21 protein-coding genes are annotated in these 20,201 nt (G+C 56.9%); 5 read left to right on the top strand and 16 right to left on the bottom strand.

Annotated elements, in window-relative coordinates:
• Positions 1-160: 160 nt before the first annotated feature.
• The 5 genes from AD944_RS13820 to AD944_RS13840 form a co-directional block, all read right to left on the bottom strand.
• Positions 161-784, bottom strand: coding sequence for a thiamine phosphate synthase (locus AD944_RS13820; protein WP_045541897.1), 624 nt, complete (start codon positions 782-784; stop codon positions 161-163).
• Positions 781-1,557, bottom strand: a complete 777-nt coding sequence (locus AD944_RS13825; protein ID WP_035381749.1) for a thiazole synthase — start codon at positions 1,555-1,557, stop codon at positions 781-783. Before AD944_RS13825 ends, AD944_RS13820 begins: the two co-directional genes overlap by 4 nt.
• Positions 1,558-1,560: 3 nt before the next feature.
• The gene (thiS, locus tag AD944_RS13830; protein ID WP_006559437.1) at positions 1,561-1,758 is read right to left on the bottom strand and encodes a sulfur carrier protein ThiS; all 198 of its coding nucleotides are present in this window, start codon (positions 1,756-1,758) and stop codon (positions 1,561-1,563) included.
• Between the two features lie 207 nt (positions 1,759-1,965).
• Positions 1,966-2,958 (bottom strand): glycine oxidase ThiO, encoded by a 993-nt coding sequence (thiO, locus tag AD944_RS13835; RefSeq protein WP_045541896.1) that lies wholly within the window; start codon positions 2,956-2,958, stop codon positions 1,966-1,968.
• 116 nt (positions 2,959-3,074) lie between these two features.
• On the bottom strand, positions 3,075-3,551 hold the full coding sequence (locus tag AD944_RS13840) for a DUF3429 domain-containing protein (RefSeq protein WP_045541984.1): 477 nt from the start codon (positions 3,549-3,551) through the stop codon (positions 3,075-3,077).
• 182 nt (positions 3,552-3,733) lie between these two features.
• On the opposite strand from AD944_RS13840, the gene eno reads away from it, so the two are divergent.
• The gene (gene eno, locus AD944_RS13845; protein WP_045541983.1) at positions 3,734-5,011 is read left to right on the top strand and encodes a phosphopyruvate hydratase; all 1,278 of its coding nucleotides are present in this window, start codon (positions 3,734-3,736) and stop codon (positions 5,009-5,011) included.
• A gap of 170 nt (positions 5,012-5,181) precedes the next feature.
• Entirely contained in the window at positions 5,182-5,511 is a 330-nt protein-coding gene (locus AD944_RS13850; protein WP_045541982.1) for an FtsB family cell division protein, read from the top strand.
• 52 nt (positions 5,512-5,563) lie between these two features.
• On the opposite strand, the gene AD944_RS13855 is transcribed toward AD944_RS13850, so the two are convergent.
• Both AD944_RS13855 and rpmG read right to left on the bottom strand, forming a co-directional pair.
• Positions 5,564-6,454: an AraC family transcriptional regulator gene (locus AD944_RS13855; RefSeq protein WP_236709168.1), complete on the bottom strand. Its 891-nt coding sequence runs from the start codon at positions 6,452-6,454 to the stop codon at positions 5,564-5,566.
• A 439-nt stretch (positions 6,455-6,893) separates the two neighbouring features.
• On the bottom strand, positions 6,894-7,061 hold the full coding sequence (gene rpmG, locus AD944_RS13860; RefSeq protein ID WP_003623017.1) for a 50S ribosomal protein L33: 168 nt from the start codon (positions 7,059-7,061) through the stop codon (positions 6,894-6,896).
• Between the two features lie 141 nt (positions 7,062-7,202).
• Here rpmG and AD944_RS13865 point away from each other — a divergent pair, with 141 nt between their 5' ends.
• Positions 7,203-8,402: a molybdopterin molybdotransferase MoeA gene (locus AD944_RS13865; RefSeq protein WP_045541894.1), complete on the top strand. Its 1,200-nt coding sequence runs from the start codon at positions 7,203-7,205 to the stop codon at positions 8,400-8,402.
• A gap of 20 nt (positions 8,403-8,422) precedes the next feature.
• Here AD944_RS13865 and AD944_RS13870 read toward each other — a convergent pair whose 3' ends face one another.
• Positions 8,423-9,589 (bottom strand): carbohydrate porin, encoded by a 1,167-nt coding sequence (locus tag AD944_RS13870; RefSeq protein WP_248845822.1) that lies wholly within the window; start codon positions 9,587-9,589, stop codon positions 8,423-8,425.
• A 454-nt stretch (positions 9,590-10,043) separates the two neighbouring features.
• Between AD944_RS13870 and lexA the strand changes: the two genes are divergently transcribed.
• On the top strand, positions 10,044-10,715 hold the full coding sequence (lexA, locus tag AD944_RS13875; RefSeq protein ID WP_045541892.1) for a transcriptional repressor LexA: 672 nt from the start codon (positions 10,044-10,046) through the stop codon (positions 10,713-10,715).
• A 215-nt stretch (positions 10,716-10,930) separates the two neighbouring features.
• Here lexA and bioD read toward each other — a convergent pair whose 3' ends face one another.
• Genes bioD through AD944_RS13890 form a run of 3 tightly spaced genes read right to left on the bottom strand, consistent with a single transcriptional unit; the run spans position 10,931 to position 14,215 of the window.
• Positions 10,931-12,340 carry a dethiobiotin synthase gene (gene bioD / locus AD944_RS13880; RefSeq protein ID WP_045541891.1) on the bottom strand — a complete coding sequence of 470 codons (1,410 nt, stop codon included), beginning with the start codon at positions 12,338-12,340 and terminating at the stop codon, positions 10,931-10,933.
• A 1-nt stretch (position 12,341) separates the two neighbouring features.
• Positions 12,342-13,031, bottom strand: a complete 690-nt coding sequence (locus AD944_RS13885) for an alpha/beta fold hydrolase (RefSeq protein ID WP_045541890.1) — start codon at positions 13,029-13,031, stop codon at positions 12,342-12,344.
• Positions 13,028-14,215: an aminotransferase class I/II-fold pyridoxal phosphate-dependent enzyme gene (locus AD944_RS13890; protein ID WP_045541981.1), complete on the bottom strand. Its 1,188-nt coding sequence runs from the start codon at positions 14,213-14,215 to the stop codon at positions 13,028-13,030. Before AD944_RS13890 ends, AD944_RS13885 begins: the two co-directional genes overlap by 4 nt.
• 60 nt (positions 14,216-14,275) lie before the next feature.
• Here AD944_RS13890 and AD944_RS13895 point away from each other — a divergent pair, with 60 nt between their 5' ends.
• Positions 14,276-15,571, top strand: a complete 1,296-nt coding sequence (locus AD944_RS13895) for an adenosylmethionine--8-amino-7-oxononanoate transaminase (RefSeq protein ID WP_236709167.1) — start codon at positions 14,276-14,278, stop codon at positions 15,569-15,571.
• Between the two features lie 448 nt (positions 15,572-16,019).
• On the opposite strand, the gene AD944_RS13900 is transcribed toward AD944_RS13895, so the two are convergent.
• The 5 genes from AD944_RS13900 to uvrC form a co-directional block, all read right to left on the bottom strand.
• The gene (locus AD944_RS13900) at positions 16,020-16,472 is read right to left on the bottom strand and encodes a molybdenum cofactor biosynthesis protein MoaE (protein ID WP_045541889.1); all 453 of its coding nucleotides are present in this window, start codon (positions 16,470-16,472) and stop codon (positions 16,020-16,022) included.
• Between the two features lie 3 nt (positions 16,473-16,475).
• Positions 16,476-16,736, bottom strand: coding sequence for a molybdopterin converting factor subunit 1 (gene moaD, locus AD944_RS13905; protein WP_035381733.1), 261 nt, complete (start codon positions 16,734-16,736; stop codon positions 16,476-16,478).
• A 46-nt stretch (positions 16,737-16,782) separates the two neighbouring features.
• A complete protein-coding gene (locus AD944_RS13910) occupies positions 16,783-17,310 on the bottom strand; it encodes a hypothetical protein (RefSeq protein ID WP_045541979.1) in 528 nt (175 codons plus the stop codon).
• A gap of 180 nt (positions 17,311-17,490) precedes the next feature.
• Positions 17,491-18,060 carry a CDP-diacylglycerol--glycerol-3-phosphate 3-phosphatidyltransferase gene (gene pgsA / locus AD944_RS13915; protein WP_006558424.1) on the bottom strand — a complete coding sequence of 190 codons (570 nt, stop codon included), beginning with the start codon at positions 18,058-18,060 and terminating at the stop codon, positions 17,491-17,493.
• 98 nt (positions 18,061-18,158) lie between these two features.
• Positions 18,159-20,081, bottom strand: a complete 1,923-nt coding sequence (gene uvrC / locus AD944_RS13920) for an excinuclease ABC subunit UvrC (protein WP_081473554.1) — start codon at positions 20,079-20,081, stop codon at positions 18,159-18,161.
• Between the last annotated feature and the right edge of the window lie 120 nt (positions 20,082-20,201).

Raw genomic sequence — 20,201 nt, forward strand, 5'->3', positions numbered from 1 at the left:
GAAGACGGCAGGAGAGCGGGCTGGCTCGAAATTTTGGAGAAGTGAAACACCCACATTTTAAGAACGGAAGAGAGCCGCCCTGCCCCCAGAATTTTTTCAACAACATTCTGGGGGGCGGTTTCAGATGATCCCTTCGTGACGGCGCGTTACAAGACGTGCCTCAGACGACAGCGCGTGCCTCGGCGTCCGCTTCCGCCAGCCAGCGCTTCACCTGCCCTTCCGGATCAGCATGCAGCGTAAAGTCAGAGACCGCGGCCACGCTATCCGCACCGGCGTCCAGACAGGCCCGTAGCCGCTCAAACGTGATGCCGCCGATCGCCACCAGAGGCAGATCACCGATCAGCTTTTTCCATTCTGTCAGTTTTTCCACACCCTGCGGGCCAAAGGCCATCTTTTTCAGGCGCGTGGGCCAGATGGGGCCAAGGGCAACATAATCCGGTGCGCAGGCCAACGCCCTGTCCAGCTCTTCATGACAATGCGTGCTGATACCCAGCCGGACACCAGCCTTCCGGATTGCGGCCAGATCTGCCGTATCCAGATCTTCCTGCCCCAGATGCAGATAATCAATGCCTTCATCCAGCGCGATCTGCCAGTAATCGTTCAGCACCAGACACACGCCATGCCGCTTGGCGTAAGTGTGAGCCTGACGAATTTCAGCTACCAATTTCTCAGGCGAATAATTTTTTATTCTCAACTGGATAAAGCGTGCGCCAGCCCCGCCGAGCCTGTTGACCCATTCTGCTGTATCGACAACCGGATAAATTTTCTGAGGGAGCGCACTCATGCCAGCATGGCCTTTCCTGCAACAGGGGTGGAGGGAACAGCCATATCGCGCTCTTCCATAGGGTCAGCCACGCGGGCCAGCACGCCAGCTTCTACAGCCAGCCGGAACGCCCGCGCCATCACGGCAGGATCACCCGCCTTGGCAACTGCGGTGTTTATCAGAACAGCATCATAGCCCAGTTCAAGGGCCTGCGCCGCATGTGATGGCACACCGATCCCTGCATCCACCACCAGCGGCACATCTGGAAAATGCGCACGCAGGGCCCGCAGCCCGAAAATATTGTTCAGCCCTTTGCCGGAGCCAATAGGCGCCCCCCAAGGCATCAGCACGTCACACCCCGCCGCAAGCAGCCGCTCAGCCACCACCAGATCTTCCGTGGTGTAGGGAAAAACCTTGAATCCGTCCTCACTGAGAATACGGGCTGCTTCCACCAATCCGAAGACGTCAGGCTGAAGCGTATCAAGCTCCCCGATCACTTCCAGCTTAACCCACTCGGTACCGAAGACCTCACGCGCCATATGCGCCGTTGTCACGGCCTCCTTGACCGTATGGCAACCAGCCGTATTCGGCAGCACCGGCACGCCCAATTCGCGAATAAGGGACCAGAATGCCTGCCCGGCCCGCTCACCTGCAGATTCGCGCCGCAGGGAAACCGTCACCACTCCCGGCTGGGCTGCCTGAACCGCATCCCGCAAAATATCAGGGGACGGATACTGCGCCGTTCCCAACATAAGGGGAGAGGAAAGTTCAACCCCATAAAAGCGTGCTGTCATACGTCAGCCTCCCTGCATCGGGGCAACAATTTCCACCTGCGCACCATCATTCAGCGCAGTTTTATCGCGTAGCGGCACGGGCACAAAGCTACCATTCATTGCCGTGGCAATGCGGGCACCACCGTAGCCGAGTTCATCAATCAGCGCCGCCAAGGTGGTGGCGGATACTTCATGAACTTCATCATTGACCACGATCTTCATGCGGGCGTTCTCCCTGTTTCTCTTCGGCACGTAAGCACAGCATCCCGATCACGCAACCTCTTCAAGGCTGTCAAAAAGCTCTCTGCATCACCCGGCCCTGAGAAAGCACGGGCTTTTCTGCTCCGTTTTTTCCGGAGGGATAGTGTGGTCAATTCTCTCAGAGCCACTTGGCCCTCACTGCCTTACCTCTCCGCTTGTGAAGCGGCCCTAATTACCCAGCATTTTTCCCACGGAATTACCAAAAATCATGTCCGCAGCTTCCCGCGCGCGTGCCGGGGAAAGGAGGAAGCCGTGACGGTACATACCGTTCACAAACACATGGTTCCCCTCTCGCACCACACAGGGCATGTTGTCCGGGTAGGACGGACGCAAGCCGGTTCCCATCTCCAGAATTTCCGCTTCCGCAAAGCCGGGATGCAGCACCCATGCCGCATTCAACAGTTCCGTCATGGAGCGCACAGTCATGCCGCCTGCGTTTTCGCTCTCGATCATGGTGGCCCCGACCATGAACACGTGGTCCGCACGCGGCACAATATAAATGGGAATACGCGGATGCAGCATCCGCACGGGGCGATGCAGCACAACATCCGGGCAACGGAGCAGCAGCATTTCTCCACGCACCCCACGCAGAGTAGGCAGTTCCTGCCGCACATTCAGGCCCGTACAGTCAACAATCCAGTCAAATGCAGCGTCATCGGGCGCATCTACGGCTGAAAAGACAGCTTTGCCCCCCAGACTTTCCAAGCGGGCCAGCAAGGCAACCAGCGCCTTACGCGGGTCGACATGGCCTTCATCTGCAAAGAACAGACCTTTATGAAAACGGCCAGCCAGATCAGGCTCCAACCGGGCAATTTCCGCACCGTCCACGGTCTCGAAATGCGTGGTGCGACGGCCAAAGCGGGCAATTTCCCCACTGTCACGCGGCGGAGCCAGAACAAGGCTGCCTGCCCGCACCACATTGGGCACGTGCGCTTCCCACCAGTCAACCGAATCTACGGATTGCGCAGTCACTTCTGGTGGAGCGGATTCCGCCTCACACCACGGGGCAAGCATTCCCCCAGCCATCCATGATGCGCCAGCCCCCACACGGCCGCCGGGCTCATAAAGCGTGACCACGCCGCCACGCTCCGCCAGCGTAACTGCGGCCGTCATGCCTGCAACACCAGCCCCTTTTACCAATATGCGGGGAGTATGGGTCATGATGTGTTGGCCTCCTGCCACCCGATCCTGTGTATGCTGCCGGGCGTCTCGAATTCTGAAGATATGTTATAACGCACGCAGCAGCCGCGGCCACCCCTCGTCCGGTCACCAGCCCGTCAGAAAGCGCGCGCCAGAAGCACCACCACCAGACAACATTCCATCACCGCCGTGGCAATCCAGCGCAGCCCCATATAGCCACTGGGCAACGCGCCGCGCCGCCAGCCTTCGCGCTCAACCAAAGCCAGAATGGGCACAGCCACGGCCAAAGCCGCCACGCCAGCAACAGGCTGCCATGCAAAAGCCAGATAGGCCGCCAGCCAGCCAGCCAAGGCAGGCACCACACCCAGAAGCAGCCGAAAAACATCCATACGGTCTGCGCCAGCCGTAATAATGGAGGGCGAAGGGTCCAGCGCCAGGCCCCATTGCACCGCCCCCCAGAAGCTGAGGGTCACTGCACCATAAAACACAAACGCCATAAGCAGATTGGGAACGGGCACGCCCGAAGAGAAGAATACGATACAGCACGCGCCGAACAAAAAGGGCAGTAATCCGGCCATTGTCAGCACCACGGCTACAAATGGAAGTCTTTTCATGAGCGTTCGGCGTGCCTCCTTTGCACGGTTTCCTGCAATAGATTGGTTGACAGAAAAGCCCAAGAGGCTGCCACTAGCAACCACACGGAACATTGGCTTCGATGTTTCGTTACGCTCGAAAACAAGAACAAGACACCGCTGCCGGACGCATAGCCGGCGCCAGAAACGGGAATGAAAAAAGTATGAGTGCCATTGTCGATATCATCGCGCGCGAAATCCTCGACAGCCGCGGCAACCCAACGGTTGAAGTGGATGTAGAGCTGGCTTCTGGCGCAAAAGGCCGGGCAGCCGTTCCGTCCGGTGCGTCCACAGGCGCGCATGAGGCAGTGGAACTGCGTGACAAAGACCCCAAGCGCTACAACGGCAAGGGCGTGCTGCACGCTGTTGAAAATATCGAAAACGAGATTCTCCCCACCCTGCAGGGAGCCGAATCCTCCGATCAGATTGATATCGACAACGCGATGATCGATCTGGATGGCACCCCTAACAAAAGCCGTATGGGCGCCAACGCCATTCTTGGTGTCTCGCTTGCGGTGGCCAAGGCCACGGCAGCAGAACTTCAGGTGCCGCTCTATCGCTATGTTGGCGGTGTTTTTGCCCACACGCTTCCCGTCCCCATGATGAACATCGTGAACGGGGGCGAACATGCAGATAACCCCATCGACATTCAGGAATTCATGATCCAGCCGGTCGGCGCGCCCACCGTGGCCGATGCCATCCGCTGGGGAAGCGAAATCTTCGCGCATCTGAAAAAAGCGCTACAGGCTGCGGGCCTCAACACCAATGTTGGGGATGAAGGCGGATTCGCTCCGGCCCTGAAATCTGCTGATGAAGCTCTGAGCTTTATTTCCCGTGCCGTCGAATCCGCAGGTTACCGTCTGGGAGAAGACATCACCTACGCTCTGGATTGCGCTTCCACCGAATTTTATCACGATGGCAAGTATGATCTGAAAGGCGAAGGCAAGGTTTTTGATGCAGGCGAAATGGTTGCCTACCTTGAAGATCTGACCAAACGGTACCCCATTGTCTCCATTGAAGACGGCCTTGCGGAAGATGACTGGGAAGGCTGGAGCCTTTTGACCGAAACCCTTGGCCGCAAGGTCCAGTTGGTTGGGGATGATCTGTTCGTCACCAATCCCGAACGTCTGCGCCGTGGCATTCAGGCGAGCGTTGGCAACTCCCTGCTGGTGAAAGTCAACCAGATCGGCACGCTGACGGAAACGCTGCAGGCCATCGAACTGGCTCACAAGGCTGGTTATACCGCCGTCATGAGCCACCGCTCTGGTGAGACGGAAGATTCCACCATTGCGGATCTGGCCGTCGCCACCAACTGCGGGCAGATCAAGACAGGCTCCCTCTCCCGCTCTGACCGTACCGCCAAATACAACCAGCTCATCCGGATTGAACAGGAACTGGCAACGGCTGCCCAATATGCGGGCCGCACCATCCTGAAAGTCTGATCCCGCACTCAGCCTTTCCTGAAACAGGAAAACCAGAGCCGCATGGGGGAACCGTGCGGCTCTTTTTTTACATTATCGGGCCGCCTTATGCTTTTCTGTCCGGGTGTTCATGGTTTAGACATACTGTTCTGGGAAAATTCATTTCTGATGGCAAAAAGGACAAGAACAACGTGCAGATAGGCCGCATGATCAGACGCGCAGTACGAGCCGTTGTTCCCCCCATGATTTTTCTTGGTATCGCAGGTTATTTTGGCTGGAACGCGACCCAGGGCGATCATGGCATGAAAGCCTACCAGCAACAGCTTCTTCTGCTTGGTCAGGCCAAACAGTCCCAGCAGGACGCCATTGCCGAGCAGGCAGCATGGCGTCGCCGCGTTAATGGCCTGCGTGAACAGTCTCTGGATACAGATACGCTGGATGAGCGGGCGCGTGCCATGCTCAATCTGGCCGACAAAAACGATATCGTCGTCCCCTATGATCGGCGTGATCCGCTTTACTAAAAGGTTGTTTGATCAGGCAGCAACTTGCAGGTATGCCCTGCGCTTCCCCCCCCTATTTCAGGGGCAAATAAAGATCCGTAATCGCTTCATGCTCTGGCACGTCGGGAAAAAATTTCACACGTTGGGCATAGAACGGAAAATCTCTTAGCTCCTCGCCACTGTCAGGCAACCATTGGCCATAGAGAAATTGCGCCGCATGCCGCAGGTTCTCACTCTCGCCAACAAGACGAAGCACCGCACAGCGTCCCGCCGGAATCTGCCCTGCCTCCACGCCCTCATCGGCAAGCGTAATCTTACGGGTAGTGGCTGCAGCCAAATCGATTCGATAGTCCTGCTCCGGCACATGATCCGGGTCTGTATGGAAGATTGTATAAGTTGCATGTGTGGCAGCCCTTACATCGTTCGCCTTCCGCCAAGATATGAAGCGCCGAATTGTTTCACCCAGCCTTTCGGGCGCACCACGATGCGTCATAAACGCAACAGGAATGGCCACTTCCTCACGTATCGTCACATCATCTAAAGAAAAATTCTGTGTCATGATCCGGTTCCTTGCTTCGGCCAGCGGCCCAAGTGCCGCAGCCCACGCCACCCAGTCAGGATTTTCCCGAAAAGCCTTTGGAGCCTGCCCAATTCTCTGATGAAAAGCCCGAGCAAAGCCATCCGGGGTTTCATAACCTGCATCAAGAGCAATCTCCGTAACCGAAGCATCACCGCGATAGGCAAGCCGCCACAAAGCGCGCTTCATCCTGATCAATTGGACATAGCGATGCAGAGAAAGACCAAAAACAGCGCTAAATTGTCTGTGAAAATGGCAGGGTGAAAACGCAGCCACGGCGCTCAATGCTCTCAGGCAAAGATCCCCATCCAGATTTTGGTCGATATACGTCAGAACACGCTGCATCCGTGCCTGATAGTGCCTATAATCAGCAGACCGCTTTGACACGAGAACGTGGTCCTTGTTTGGTGGCTCCCACAACCTAAACCACTGGACCCACGATACGCTCGGCCAATCTTGCTGTTTGCAGCCCTACCTCTGGCAACCAAACAGGACAGCAAAGTGTGCGGATGGAATAGGGTAAAAGCAGGCGGCTCCTGAGGGCCAATTTCCCTCAAGTCTGCACTATCCCAGATGAAGGGGGTGTTCCCCGTTTCATGAATGAATAAGCAACTCCCCCGGTCAGACCGGCGAGAAATGCTGCGCGCCATATTGCCGGGGAAACCATTTTATAGCGCCCAGCAAACCCTGATCAGGGAAGCCCTTCCGATACGCCCCGAAAGCGTTGCTCCCACCAGAGAGCCAACTACAGAGTGAAGGCAAACGCCACAAACAAAAAACGGCGCCCTGAGGCGCCGCATTTGCATCATCCACACAGGGCAGATGATTATTTGATCTTTGCTTCGCGGAACACAACGTGCTTGCGGGCAACGGGATCATACTTTTTCAGTTCCATTTTACCGGTATGCGCACGAGCGTTCTTCTTCGTGACGTAGAAATAACCAGTGTCCGCCGTGGAAACGAGACGGATCTTGATAACATTGGTCTTGGCCATGGCTTCCTCAGCAGAGCATCATGAGTCCGGACAGAAGGCCCGGGTGGTGTTCAAGTGGGCGCAAAATGCGCATACAAGAGCCAAAGGTCAAGTATTCTTCCATCAATCAGGCGTGGTAAAAGCCAAAAGGAGTAAAAAAACATGCTGGATGTGGCTGTTGCGCGCGCCCGAATCCTGGAAAAACTCTCTCCGTGCGGTCTGGAAACAGTTTCCGTGGCACACGCCTGTGGCCGCGTGGTCGCCGCTCCCGTGGTCGCCCGTCTCTCAAATCCACCCGTTTCCGTGTCATCAATGGATGGATACGCCGTCAGAATAGACGATGTGCAGGAAGGAGCCACACTCGATATTATCGGCGAAGCACCCGCAGGCCACCCATCCAGCCTGACGGTAAAGAAAGGCCAGTGCATCCGTCTGTTTACCGGCAGCCAGATTCCGGCAGGTGCGGATACGGTGCTTATTCAGGAAAACATGCGGCGAGACGGGAACGCCGTAACGTTGCTTTCCGGCGGCAAGGCAGGACAGTTCATCCGCAAACAGGGTCAGGACTTCCAAAAAGGGGAAACGCTTCTTCCGGCAGGAAAGGTTCTGACAGCACGGGATATTGGGCTGGCCGCCGCCGCAGGGCATGTCTGGCTGACAGTCAGCCGTCGTCCCCGCGTTGGTATTCTCGCAACAGGAGATGAGATCGTGCTGCCGGGAGACCCGGCCCAACCTGATTCCATTGTGAATTCCGGCGCATTCATGGTGACGGCGTTCCTGCGCTCCATAGGCGCCGAAGCCGTTTTATTGCCGGTAGCCCGCGATAATGTGGAGTCTCTTTCTGCCGCCATCACGCAAGCCGATCATCTTGATCTTCTGGTTACGATCGGCGGAGCCAGTGTAGGCACGTATGATCTGGTGCGCGAAGCCTTCAAGCCCCATGGCCTCAATCTGGATTTCTGGAAAATTGCCATGCGACCCGGCCGCCCCCTGATGTCTGGTCAGCTTGGCAAAACACCCATGATCGGCCTGCCAGGCAACCCCGTGGCCGCCATGGTGTGCTCCGTGGTGTTTGTTGCAGCCGCGGTGCGCACACTCATGGGTCTTCCCCAAGCCGCTGAGCTTGAAACAGAAACAGCCATTCTCGGCGCTGACCTGAAGGAGAATGACCAACGGCAGGATTTCCTGCGCAGCACTCTGCGTTCTCAGCCCGATGGGCAGCCACCCATCGCCACGCCCTTCGCCTCGCAGGATTCTGCTCAGATGAACATTCTGGCGCAAAGTGACGCTCTGATTATCCGCGCGCCCCATGCCCCCCCCCAGAAGGCGGGTACACTTTGCCGCATTCTGCGCCTTCCATGAAAATACTTTAAAATCAGAGACTAAAAGTCCACGCTTGAATGCAGACCAAAGATCGCTTCATCTTTCACGCGGCGGCCATTATCCCCCACCACGCCGCCGCTGGGGGAGAGGATGCCCTGAATATCGGGCTGAACCAGCAACCAAGGGTATGCCTGCCATTGGTATGTCAGTTCCAGATGATATTCGTTCCCCTGTGCAATTTCATGAGACCGACGTTCTGAGCGCGCCAGAATTTTACTGGGGGCACCCACACCAAAGCCTAGACCGAGAGAATCATCGGCGCGCTGAAAAGGGGCATTAAGAACAAGCCCTGCATCTACGGAATACACAATCTGGTTGCGATCAGCCTCCGCCGTGCCGGTGCCTCGCGCAAAGGCGGAGAGAGTTTCACGCCCTGGCAGCTTTGCTATCACCTGATCCGCCACGGCATAGAGGGCCCAGTTCCCCTTGTGCCGCATTTCAAGAGTCGCCTGATCCGGAAAACGGCCGGTATCGCCATATCCCCCCAGCTTGAAAGTGCCCGCATAAACCGGAGCCTGCGTGCGGTACTGGGCCTCCAGAAACATCAGCGCCCCCGTCCCGAAATGAAAGCGTGTGCCCCCCGGGTCCTGATTCTGGTTCCATGGATCATTTTCGTTAATGAACCCAGCGCCAATAGGGTTGTCATCCCCTACGGACGCCAACACCGTCCAATGGTCATCCGGATGGTATTTCACCCTTACAGCGGGCGTGGCCAAAGGGGATGAAGGCCCTTGATCATAAAGGTTATTATCAGGCAGCATCGGCCAGGAAAAAGACGCGTTCAGGAACGTCTGGGCCGTATCGCTCCCCATAAAATCCCGGCTTAAATCCAGCTTACCAATGCGCACATCCACCCGATCATGATCGAACGTCTGATCATAGGCGAGTTCATACAGGCGCAGGTTATCGTCCGCCTCAATGCCGGAAACCTGATTGAACACGTAAAGCGGCTGGTTGCTGAACGGTCTGCCACGAATATCAACGCCGCTGATATTGAATGTACCCAACTTCAGCCCAGTCATACGGCGCAGATCAAGCAACAGCGTTGCCGTAGTCATGCCAATGTAATTATTGGACGGCTGGCTGCCACCAACGGGCACGCCCCAAAATTCGTTCTGGTCATTTACTTGAAAATCAATGCCATAGGATTGCACAGTTTCCCGCAATCCGCCCCACTGGCCTGTCAGCTTGTCCGCAAAAGCATTCCCCTCAGCGCGTACGGGCTCAGCCAGATATCCCTCTGCAACAGCAAGGACTGCAACCCCCAGAAAGCAGAGCCGCCGAAAAAGGATGCGGTCACAGGAAATGAAGTTTCTCCATCAAATATCCATCAGAGCACACAGGAAGCTAAAGCGTCTCTCAGCAGCGGCTCAGAACGTCACACCACCCCCATATGCTCTGCGCACCTATCCCGAAATAGACCGGATGAAAACTGACGGAACCCGGACCCAGCCCCTCAGACCATAGGGACGCAGCCAGCCCCTACCCGAGACCGCCAGCGTTTTTCAGAATATGGAGGAAGTGAAACAAAGGGGAATAACACCTTGACCAGAAAAGAGAACTTATATAGAACAAATCCTTTAAGTAAGGCCGTTTGATTTTGTTTTGAGGTGACCCAAGATGCTGACACGTAAACAGCACAAGCTTCTGCTTTTTATTGATGCACACCTCAAGCAGACCGGCTTTTCTCCTTCCTTTGATGAAATGAAGGAAGCCATGGGCCTCCGGTCCAAATCAGGCATTCACCGGCTTATTTCTGGGTTGGAAGAACGCGGCTTTCTCCGCCGCCATCATCATCGCGCACGGGCTTTGGAAGTCATTCAGCTTCCTGAAATGGCACCTGCGCCTGCGGCCACCCCTACCCCCACAAATGTGGTCCATGCCGATTTCTCACGCCCGACAGCACAAACCCTCAAGGTCCCCCTTTACGGACGCATTGCTGCTGGCCTGCCAATTGAAGCTATGGCGGAAACAGACTCTTTTCTCGATGTACCACTCACTCTGGTAGGCACCGGGGAATATTATGCGCTGGAAGTAACGGGGGATTCCATGATTGACGCAGGAATCATGGATGGGGACTTCGTTATCATTCGTCGTACAGAGAGTGTCGAAAACGGCCAGATTGTCGTGGCTCTCATTGATGATAATGACGTCACACTCAAACGCCTGCGCCGCAAAGGCAATGCCATTGCTTTGGAGCCTGCCAACCCGAATTATGAAACGCGCATTGTCCCTGCAGAACGCCTGAAAATTCAGGGCAAACTGGCTGGCTTGATCCGCCGATACCACTAATGCCTTGAAGCGACACCCCTCAAATATAAAAGAAGGCCTCTTCTTCTAAAGAGAAGAACCATCAGATCGGAGAGGCTTTTAAGCTCAGCCTGCCCGCCCAACCTCGCAGTGTTGGATTTTTAAGTTGGATTAAATTTTCATAATCATAAGATTATACGATCTTTTTAAGAGTTTGTCTGAGCTCTGATATTTTCATTTTAGCCGGACTTATTTTATCAGGCTCCGCCTCTCACATCCGCCCACGATGGTAACGTCTGGGCTATGCCCTCCACACTTTGCGCCGACACGTCTGCTTGAAACGGAATTTCCGCCAGAATACGAACCTTCCCCTTTTCGGTTATGGTCTCCCGGTTCGCCGGATTAAGGGGGCCGTTCAGCACCACGCCCGCCACGGCAATCCCCCGCTGACGGAGCGCTTCAAGACTCAAAAGGGTATGGTTCAGTGTGCCCAGCCCACTCCGTGCCACCAGCACAACAGGCAACCCCCATTGGGCGGCGAGATCACACATCATCAGTGTTTCCGTTGCAGGAACCATCAGGCCGCCCGCCCCTTCAACCACCATTGGCCGTTCAGGTTCCTGCATGCGGAGCGCCAGACTGGCAGGATCAATGGTCACACCCTCTGCTCGCGCCGCCGCTTCAGGCGATAAGGGGGCCTGAAAAGCTCCAGCAGGCGGCAGGCAGTCCTCAGGGGCACAATGCGTCAAAGACAGAATGGTTGGCGTATCACCAGCCTCTTCCGCCAATCCGCTCTGTAGCGGTTTCCAGTAGAGAGCCTCCCATGCCTTGACCAGACAGGCGGAAACAAAGGTTTTACCCACGCCGGTATCCGTGCCGGTGATAAACACACCCGCCCGCGGTGGCTTTTGAAAACACCCATAAGCCAGACGCCACGTCACCGCACTCCCCTGCGCATCAAAACGCGCCAGACTGCGCCGTAAAGCCGACAGTTGCATGGGACGGTACCCCGCACGAGGGACTGACGCCCCGGTCTCTTTCAAATGGCGCAGAAAAGCCCGTCCATTACTGAAAGTCTGCACACAGGCTTCAGTCTCCCATCCACCATTGAACAAGGAGGGATACCATTGCCCTATGCTCGCAGTTGAAGGGTAATCAGGCGTACCACTTTCCTCATGTTCCACAGCGCAGGCCATGCGCCACTCCTGAAAAGTACCATCCATCAAAGTGGAGAGAGCAAGAATTCCGCCCGGAGACAGCAAGCGCCCCAGCCTAGCAATGGCCTGCTGCGGGTGCTCCAGCCACTGAAACACCAGATTGCCGCAAACAATATCAAACGGCCCGCTTACGTCAGGCTCTCCGGCATCCATGATACGGTAACAAAGCCCTTCACCTACCCGCTGCTGCGCGCGTTCCAGCATGTGAGGCGCAATATCCGTGGCAACAATGTCCGCCTGAGGCCATGCATTGCGCAACTTTTCGGTCAGAAATCCGGTGCCACATCCTAATTCAAGAATACGCAGGGGCACTCTCCCCTCCATCCGCTCCTGAAGTTTTTCAAACAGGCGCCGGGCCGCCACCCGTTGCATGGTGGCCGCTCCCTCATATCCCACGGCCCTGTCAAAACGATCCCGAACCAAAGCACGCCGATCTGTATTCTGCCCCATTCTAACCAGCGTCCTTCATAAGCTTCTGGATGTGTGCTGCACAAAATTCAGGATGGGTCAGCGGTAGCATATGCCCCCCCTTCTCCTGCCATTCGATTTTTATATCCTGAGGAAAAGCGGCCTGCGTCATACTTGCGGATACAATAGGATCTTCTCCGCCCGCCAAGGCCACCATGCAGGAGGCGTCATGCGCGACAACACGCTCGATCTGCGCACGGACATCCCCCTTCGCCAGCAAGGATAATCCAGCCTGCAACGCTGAAACATGACATGAGGAAGACTCTACAGCCGCCATCCCGCAACGGGCCCGAAAGCTGTTCACAACAGTCCCTGCGTCCCGCGCCAGACCTGCCTGCATACGGGCGAGCACACGTGGCCCTACACCTTGAAGAAAATCCGCACCAGAGGCAAACCGGCCAAATGCATTGATCCCCACAAAGCGACTTCCTGGCGGCCAGTCCCGTTGAGAGAGCAGCCACATCAACCCCATTGAATGCCCCACGCCCAGAACAGGCCTGTCCGCTTCCAGCGCAGTCAGAATCTGCCCATCATCCTGTTCTCCGGCAGCCCCGGCAAAATACCCCAGATCAATCAGATGAGCGTGTGGCAGATTCAAGTGCGCCAATATGGGCAGCCAGATTTCCGGACCACAGGCCCACCCATGCACAAAAACCGGCTGCAACGCTGTCATGGATTTTTCTGCACCCCAGATAGAATCGCCTCCGCCAGCGCGTCCGCCTGTTCCAGTGTATGATGCGCATGCAGCACCACGCGCAGACGGCACGCGCCCGGCGGCACAGTTGGCGGACGGATGGCCACAGCCAGAAAACCCGCAGCCTCCACATAACGGGAAAGTGCGAGCGCGGTCTCTTCCTCTCCCACTACCACCGGCACAATCTGAGTGGAGGATGGCCCCGTATCCAGCCCGGCTTCCTGCATATGCTGCCGGAAATGCTCCGCTAGTCCCGCTACCCGGTTGCGGGCAACCACCATCTCCGGTTGAGGCAGCAATTCAAGTGCAGCCTCCACTGCACCCAGCACCATGGGCGATGGCGCTGTGGAGTAAATATAGCCAGACCCACTATTTTCCAGCCATCGGCACACAGCCGAAGAGGACGCGACAAACGCGCCCATTCCGCCCAGCGCCTTGCTGAACGTACCCATAATCAGATCAGCCTGACCGTCCGCCAGACCTTTCCCGCCTTCCCCCAGAATGCCAGTTGCGTGCGCCTCATCCACACAAAGAAACGCATCATTCTGGCGGCAGACTGCACCCAGAGCAGCGATATCCGCCCGATCTCCATCCATGCTAAACACGCTTTCTGTCAGCACAATCTTCAGACCGGGGCCTTCCACCTTGTGGAGCAGAGCTTCCAGATGACTGACATCATTGTGCCTGAACCGAACAGGCCGCACACCCGCCGCCGCACACCCATGATAGAGGCTGGCATGAATCAGCTTGTCCACCAGCACTGTGGGCGGCGAGCCTGTAACCGCCACAGAAAGACGCGCCAGCGCCGGAACCAGCGTAGCGTTGGCCTGCCACCCGGAAGAAAGAATACAGGCGGCCTCCATCCCCTTGAGGCTGGCCAGCCGATTTTCCAGGGCCTCCGTTCCAGAGCACGCTCCCGTCACCAGACGGGACGCGCCAGACCCCGTGCCAAAGCGCTGCCCCCACTGGGTTGCGCGCTCCTGAAGCAACGGATGCGTGCGCAAGCCGAGATAATCATTTGAGGAGAAATCAACCAGAACAGCACCGTCCGCCCGTTCCAGAAGGCCATGGCCTGCCGGATTCAGTGCACGTGGCGTGCGAAGACGCCCCTGCTCAGCCAATTTCTCCAGCCCCTGCTGGAAAAGATGATCAAACCGCGTCATGAGAAGACTGGTGCCGGAGGCCGGGCCGCCGGTCAATCACCCAGCAGGAGAAGAACCAGAATGTCTGCGTCCGCCAGCCGTCCCAGCCCGTCCACACAGCAGATGCCACAGTGGTACGAGGACGGCCTGCCCCACATCTGGCTCCCTTATTCCCAAATGAAGACAGCCTCAGCTCCGCTGGCTGCTGTCCGCACCCATGACACACGCATAGAACTTGCAGATGGCCGAGAACTGGTGGATGGCGTGGCAGCATGGTGGACGGCCTGCCACGGTTATAATCACCCCCATATTCGCGCTGCGGTTAGCGCTCAGCTTGCTGCCATGCCGCACATCATGTTCGGCGGCACGGTGCATGAACCCGCTCTCAGGCTTGCAGCGCGCCTCTGCGCCATGCTGCCGGGAGATCTGGAACGGGTTTTCTTTACCGATTCCGGGTCAGTCTCTGTTGAAGTCGCCATGAAAATGGCCATTCAGTATCGGCTGAACAAAGGCGAGACAGGCCGCACCAAACTGCTGGCCTTCAAGGGTGGCTACCATGGAGACACCTTGGCGACCATGGCGGTCTGTGACCCTGAAGAAGGCATGCACCACCTCTATGGCTCCGCGCTGGCCGAGCATATTATCGCTCCTCTGCCACAGGATGAGGCCAGCACCGCTGAATTTCTGCGCCTGCTGAAAGACCATGCTCACGAGCTAACAGCCATCATGACCGAACCCCTGGTGCAGGGAGCCGGAGGCATGCTGTTTCACAATCCGGAGGTATTGCGCACCCTACGCAAGGCCGCCGATGACCATGACCTCCTGCTGATTCTGGATGAAATCTTCACCGGGTTCGGCCGCACAGGCAGCATGTTCGCCTATGAGCAGGCCGGAATCGTGCCGGATATTGTCACCCTCTCCAAAGCGCTGACGGGTGGCACACTGGCGCTGGCCGCTACCGTGGCCCGCCGCCACGTGTTCGAGGCATTTTTGTCTGACAACCCGGAACATGCGCTGATGCATGGCCCCACCTTCATGGCCAACCCCCTTGCCTGCGCCTGCGCCAATGCGTCTCTTGACCTGTTTGAAACCGAGCCCCGACTGGAGCAGGTTCAGGCCATCAATGCGTTCCTGACGGACGCACTGGAACCCTGCCGCACCTTACCGGGGGTAAAGGACGTTCGTACATTGGGGGCTATTGGCGTGGTGGAACTCGAAAAAATTGCCAATCCAGATGCGCTGCGTCAGCGCTTTATTGCGGAAGGTGTATGGATACGTCCATTCCGTTCCATCATTTATCTCACCCCCGCCTTCACCATGACACAGGCAGACCTGAAAACCCTGACGGACGCCATCTACCGCGTCCTGTCCAGCTAGGAGAAAAACCCATGCGCCTCCTGCTTCCTGAGAAGCATCCGACCACCAGATGGAGCCATAGCGGAGCAGGACTGGGGCCTCTTGATCATACTGTGAAGGGGCGACCTGAAATCAGCAGCAGAGCTGCCGGTAAGGCTCAAGTTTTTTCGAACAGAAAAATAACTCGAATACCCGGCACGAGGGAAAAACAGGCAGAAAACCGTGCTCCAACTAACGCAAAAACGCACGCTCGAGAGCAGACTTGCAGCTTTCTCAAATCTGCCTTTTTATAAGACCCTAAAAACCAACAAAGACACTCAAAACACACTTGAATAGTCTGGCCTACAGGGCAAAGCTTTTTGCTTGGAAATTTTCCGCCTCTGCGGCTTCACTCCCCACTTTCTCTGCCGCAACTCGTCTCTTACGCAAAAATCTGGCCGAGCTTTACGTTCCCCTGCCTTCTTTCACGCTAATCCCAGAGGGCAGCAGCTTCATCATCCGTGTCACGCGCTTCGACCCACCTTTTGCGACCATCCGTAAACCGCTCACATTTCCAGAACGGTGCGCCGGTTTTCAGACGATCAATTAGAAACGAAGTGGCCTGAAGAGCCTCGGCGCGATGCCCGGACGCCGTGCCCACAAACACAATGGGTTCCCCCACGCGCATGGTGCCCACGCGATGAACAACCGTGCAGCCCAGTAAGCTGAAACGGGTTCCGGCCTCTTCCGCCAGCGTTGTCAGCACCTTTTCAGTCATGCCGGGGTAATGTTCCAAGGTCAGGCTTTCCAGCCCGTCCCCTTGCGCGCGCACCTGCCCCATGAACACGCTCATCCCGCCAACATTTTCAGATATCTGGGAAAGGCGCTCCATCTCTCCTGCCAAATCAAACGCAGCAGTCTGAACCACAACACGTATCATCAGAGATCATCCCCCCGTCATGGGTGGAAAAAACGCCAGTTCATCACCGGGTCTTACACTATCCTGAAAGCTGCCAAGCGCCTGATTGATCGCCACTCTAATCCGTGGGGTCTGCTCAAACAGATCATTCAATGCAGCATCCCGAGCACGGAGAGCCGAAAGGAGAGTGGCTACGCTCTCCCCCTCGGCAGAAACGGTCGCCGTTTCCTGCTCCCGGCCCAGTTGCTCGCGCAGGGAAGCAAAATAGAGAATGGTCACAGTGGCCACCCTGCTTTCTCCTTTTCTGCAATCCTCCGTCACACTCCTGAACGGTTTAGTGAGCAGGCGGGGATATCGTTTTTTTGGATTGAACGGTGCTAACCGACCCATCCGGGTGGATAAGTGTTACCGTTCCATCTCCGTTCGGAATTTCAATGGTCGAAGCCGTTCCGCGCTGCACGCCATATTTATCGGCGGCATCAGGTTCAGCATCAGGCAGTTTACCATGCGGCTCTTTAACCGGGGAACTTCCCTCGGGCACGCTGACACTCATTTCGCCGCCGTCCTGCAACTCCGGCCCGCTCTCGCCCATGCCACCACCAAGCACTGTGCCTATGCGGTCTTTTTCAACATCTTCAAGCGTGGGCAACGGAGCAGGAGGGCCCGGCCAGATATCACCACCCTGCGGCAAAATCGGGGTTTCAGCGGTGGAGTACCCATGTACCCGCCGCATGTTCAGATCTTCTCCCGCCGGAGAATTGGGGTTCTCTCCCGGCAGAGTCGCAGTATCGGAAATATATTTCCCAAACCCGGAACATCCGCTCAAAACCAGACAGGCTCCCAGTAGAGCAGCTTTCCGCATCATCTGACTCCGCTAACCATGACGTTGCACAGGCAAATCAGCGATGCCCGCTGTAGCGGCACTGTGCCAGAGAAAGGTAAATAACGGTTTGCGGAGGGGATACAAGCCAATGCCTTCATTTTGAGACAATTATGCAACAGGCCACCCTTGGTTGAACCAGGTATCACCCACAGTCACCCGTTACAGGTCCACATGCCGCAAACCTGTGGTGAGATAATCCCAGCCGGTGATCAGGGTCAGGGCTGCGGCAATCCAGAGCAGAACGGAGCCAATCAGCGCCACGTGCAGCCATGGCATACCAAGCAGCATACCCGTGCCATCCCCGGCCAGCAAAAAGCCGATGGCGGTCATCTGAAATCCGGTTTTCCATTTTGCCAGCCGCGTTACCGGCAGGCTGGCACGCCGCTCCGCCAGATACTCCCGCATGCCGGAGACCAGAATTTCCCGGCACAGAATCACAATGGCAGGCCAGAGGCTAAGGTAGGGAAGCCGGGCAAAGCCTGCCAGAACCATCAGGCAGGCCCCTACAAGAAGCTTATCGGCAATGGAATCAAACATTCTGCCGAAGTCTGAAAGCTGGTGCCGTGAACGCGCCAGCTTGCCGTCAAAATAATCCGTAATGCCTGCCAGAATAAACAGTACGCAGGCCGCAGCATCAGTCTGCGGCGTTCCCCATGCGGCAAAAACCACCACTATGGGAATCGCCACAATGCGCGATATCGTCAGAACATTCGGCAAATCTGTCAACATTGGCGGGAGACTAGCCTATTTCCCGCCCGGCTGAAATGGTTTCTGGCACCGCGTTCATGCCACTCACCCAGAAACGTAGCGCAGCCCTGCCCTTCACCTCAGTTTGGCGTCCAGTCCGGATGAAAATGCCCATACACGGCCCGCGCTGTTTCCCGATTGATACCGGGAGCCGATTCGAGTTCAGATAGCCCTGCCTGCTTTACGCCCCGGGCCGAACCAAAAACATTCAGCAGCATGCGTTTCCGCGCTGGCCCCACCCCCGGAATATCATCCAGCTCGGATGTCACCAGCGTTTTGGAACGTCCCGCCCTATGGGTTGTAATGGCAAAGCGATGCGCTTCATCGCGTAGCCTTTGCAGATAGTACAGAACCGGGTCTCGCGGATCGAGCTGAAACGGCTCGGCATCGCCAGTATGAAACCACTCGCGCCCGGCATCCCGGTCCGGCCCCTTGGCAATGCCCACCAGCTTCACCCCTGTCACGCCCAAATCATCCAGCACGGCTCTTACGGCAGAATACTGCCCGGCTCCGCCGTCAATCAGCAGCACGTCAGGCCAGTTGGATAGATCGCCCTCAGCGGCTTCCTTCAATGCACGGCCAAAGCGACGCTCCAGCACCTCACGCATCATCGCAAAGTCATCCCCCGGCGTTACCGGGCCTTTGATCAGGAATTTGCGATAGGCCCTGCGATCAAACCCTTCCGGGCCGCCCACAATCATGACCCCGTAAGCATGAGACCCCATGATGTGGCTGTTGTCGTACACCTCAATCCGCTGGGGCGGCGCATCCAGCCCGAAGACCGTCGCAACACCCTCCAGCAGTTTGGCCTGCCCTGCGGTTTCGGCCAGCTTGCGGTGCAAGGCATCCCGTGCGTTCGCCACAGCATGATCCAGCACCTGCTTTTTCTCGCCGCGCTGGGGAGAGAGGATTTCCACCTTCCGCCCCCGCTTGAGGGAGAGCGCCTCACTCAGCAGGAGTTCTTCCGGCAAGGGATGATTAACCAGCACCTGCGCCGGGCATGGCTTGTCATCATAAAACTGCGCAATAAAGGCAGAGAGCACATCTCCCGGCTCCTCATCCTTGGTGTGAGCCGGAAAGAACGAACGGTTTCCGTTGTTTCTGCCGCCCCGGATGAAGAACACCTGAATACAGGCCTGCCCCGCTTCCTGCCAGATGCCAAACACATCCGCATCATGCAGGGACGCCGGGTTAATCACGCTCGATTCCTGCATCTGCGCCAACGCCCGAATACGATCCCGCAGCATGGCAGCCCGTTCAAAGTCCAGCGCTTCCGCAGCCTTGTGCATCTCGTTGCTCATCTCTTCCCGCAAGGCCATATCCTTGCCGGAGAGAAACTCCCGCGCCTGTTCCACCAACCTGGCGTAGGAGGGCTGGTCAATACGATCCACACAAGGGCCGGAACAGCGTTTGATTTGATACAGCAGGCAGGGTCGCGTCCGGCTGTTGAACACCGCATCCGTGCAAGAGCGCAGCAGAAACACGCGCTGCAACAGGTTGAGCGTCTGGTTCACAGCCCAAGCCGAGGCAAATGGGCCCCACAGGCTCGCCCCCTTCACGGGCTTCCCCCGGTGCTTGGCCACCTGCGGAAAAGGATGGCCGTCTGTCAACATCAGCCACGGATAGCTTTTGTCATCCCGCAGCAGAATATTGAAGCGGGGCTTCATGCGCTTGATGTAGTTGGCCTCAAGCAGCAGGGCCTCGGCCTCGGTATGGGTGGTGACAATCTCCATGGAGGCTGTCTCGGACACCATACGCCGCAGCCGTTCAGGCAGACGCGCCACCTGAGTGTAAGACGTTACACGCTTTTTCAGCGCCAGCGCCTTACCCACGTAAAGCACATCCCCTTTCTCGCCCAGCATGCGATACACGCCCGGCGAAAGCGGCATGGTCTTCAGGGCGTTCCGGATCACCTCCACACCTTTGGGTCTGGCAGCCGACACCTCCACAGCCGCAGGCACGCCTACGGGCACATCATTTGAAGAAATGTCAGTTGTCATCAGGCGCTCTTCCGAGAAATCAATTTCATCCACCGTTTCTGTGGATAAGTTTGTGGAGTACCGGGCTCATCGCCCCTGAAACCCGCAGATTTCCAGCCCCCTCAACGCTTTGCATATTTTTTA

It is taken from the genome of Acetobacter tropicalis, assembly GCF_001580915.1.
Lineage (GTDB): Bacteria > Pseudomonadota > Alphaproteobacteria > Acetobacterales > Acetobacteraceae > Acetobacter > Acetobacter tropicalis.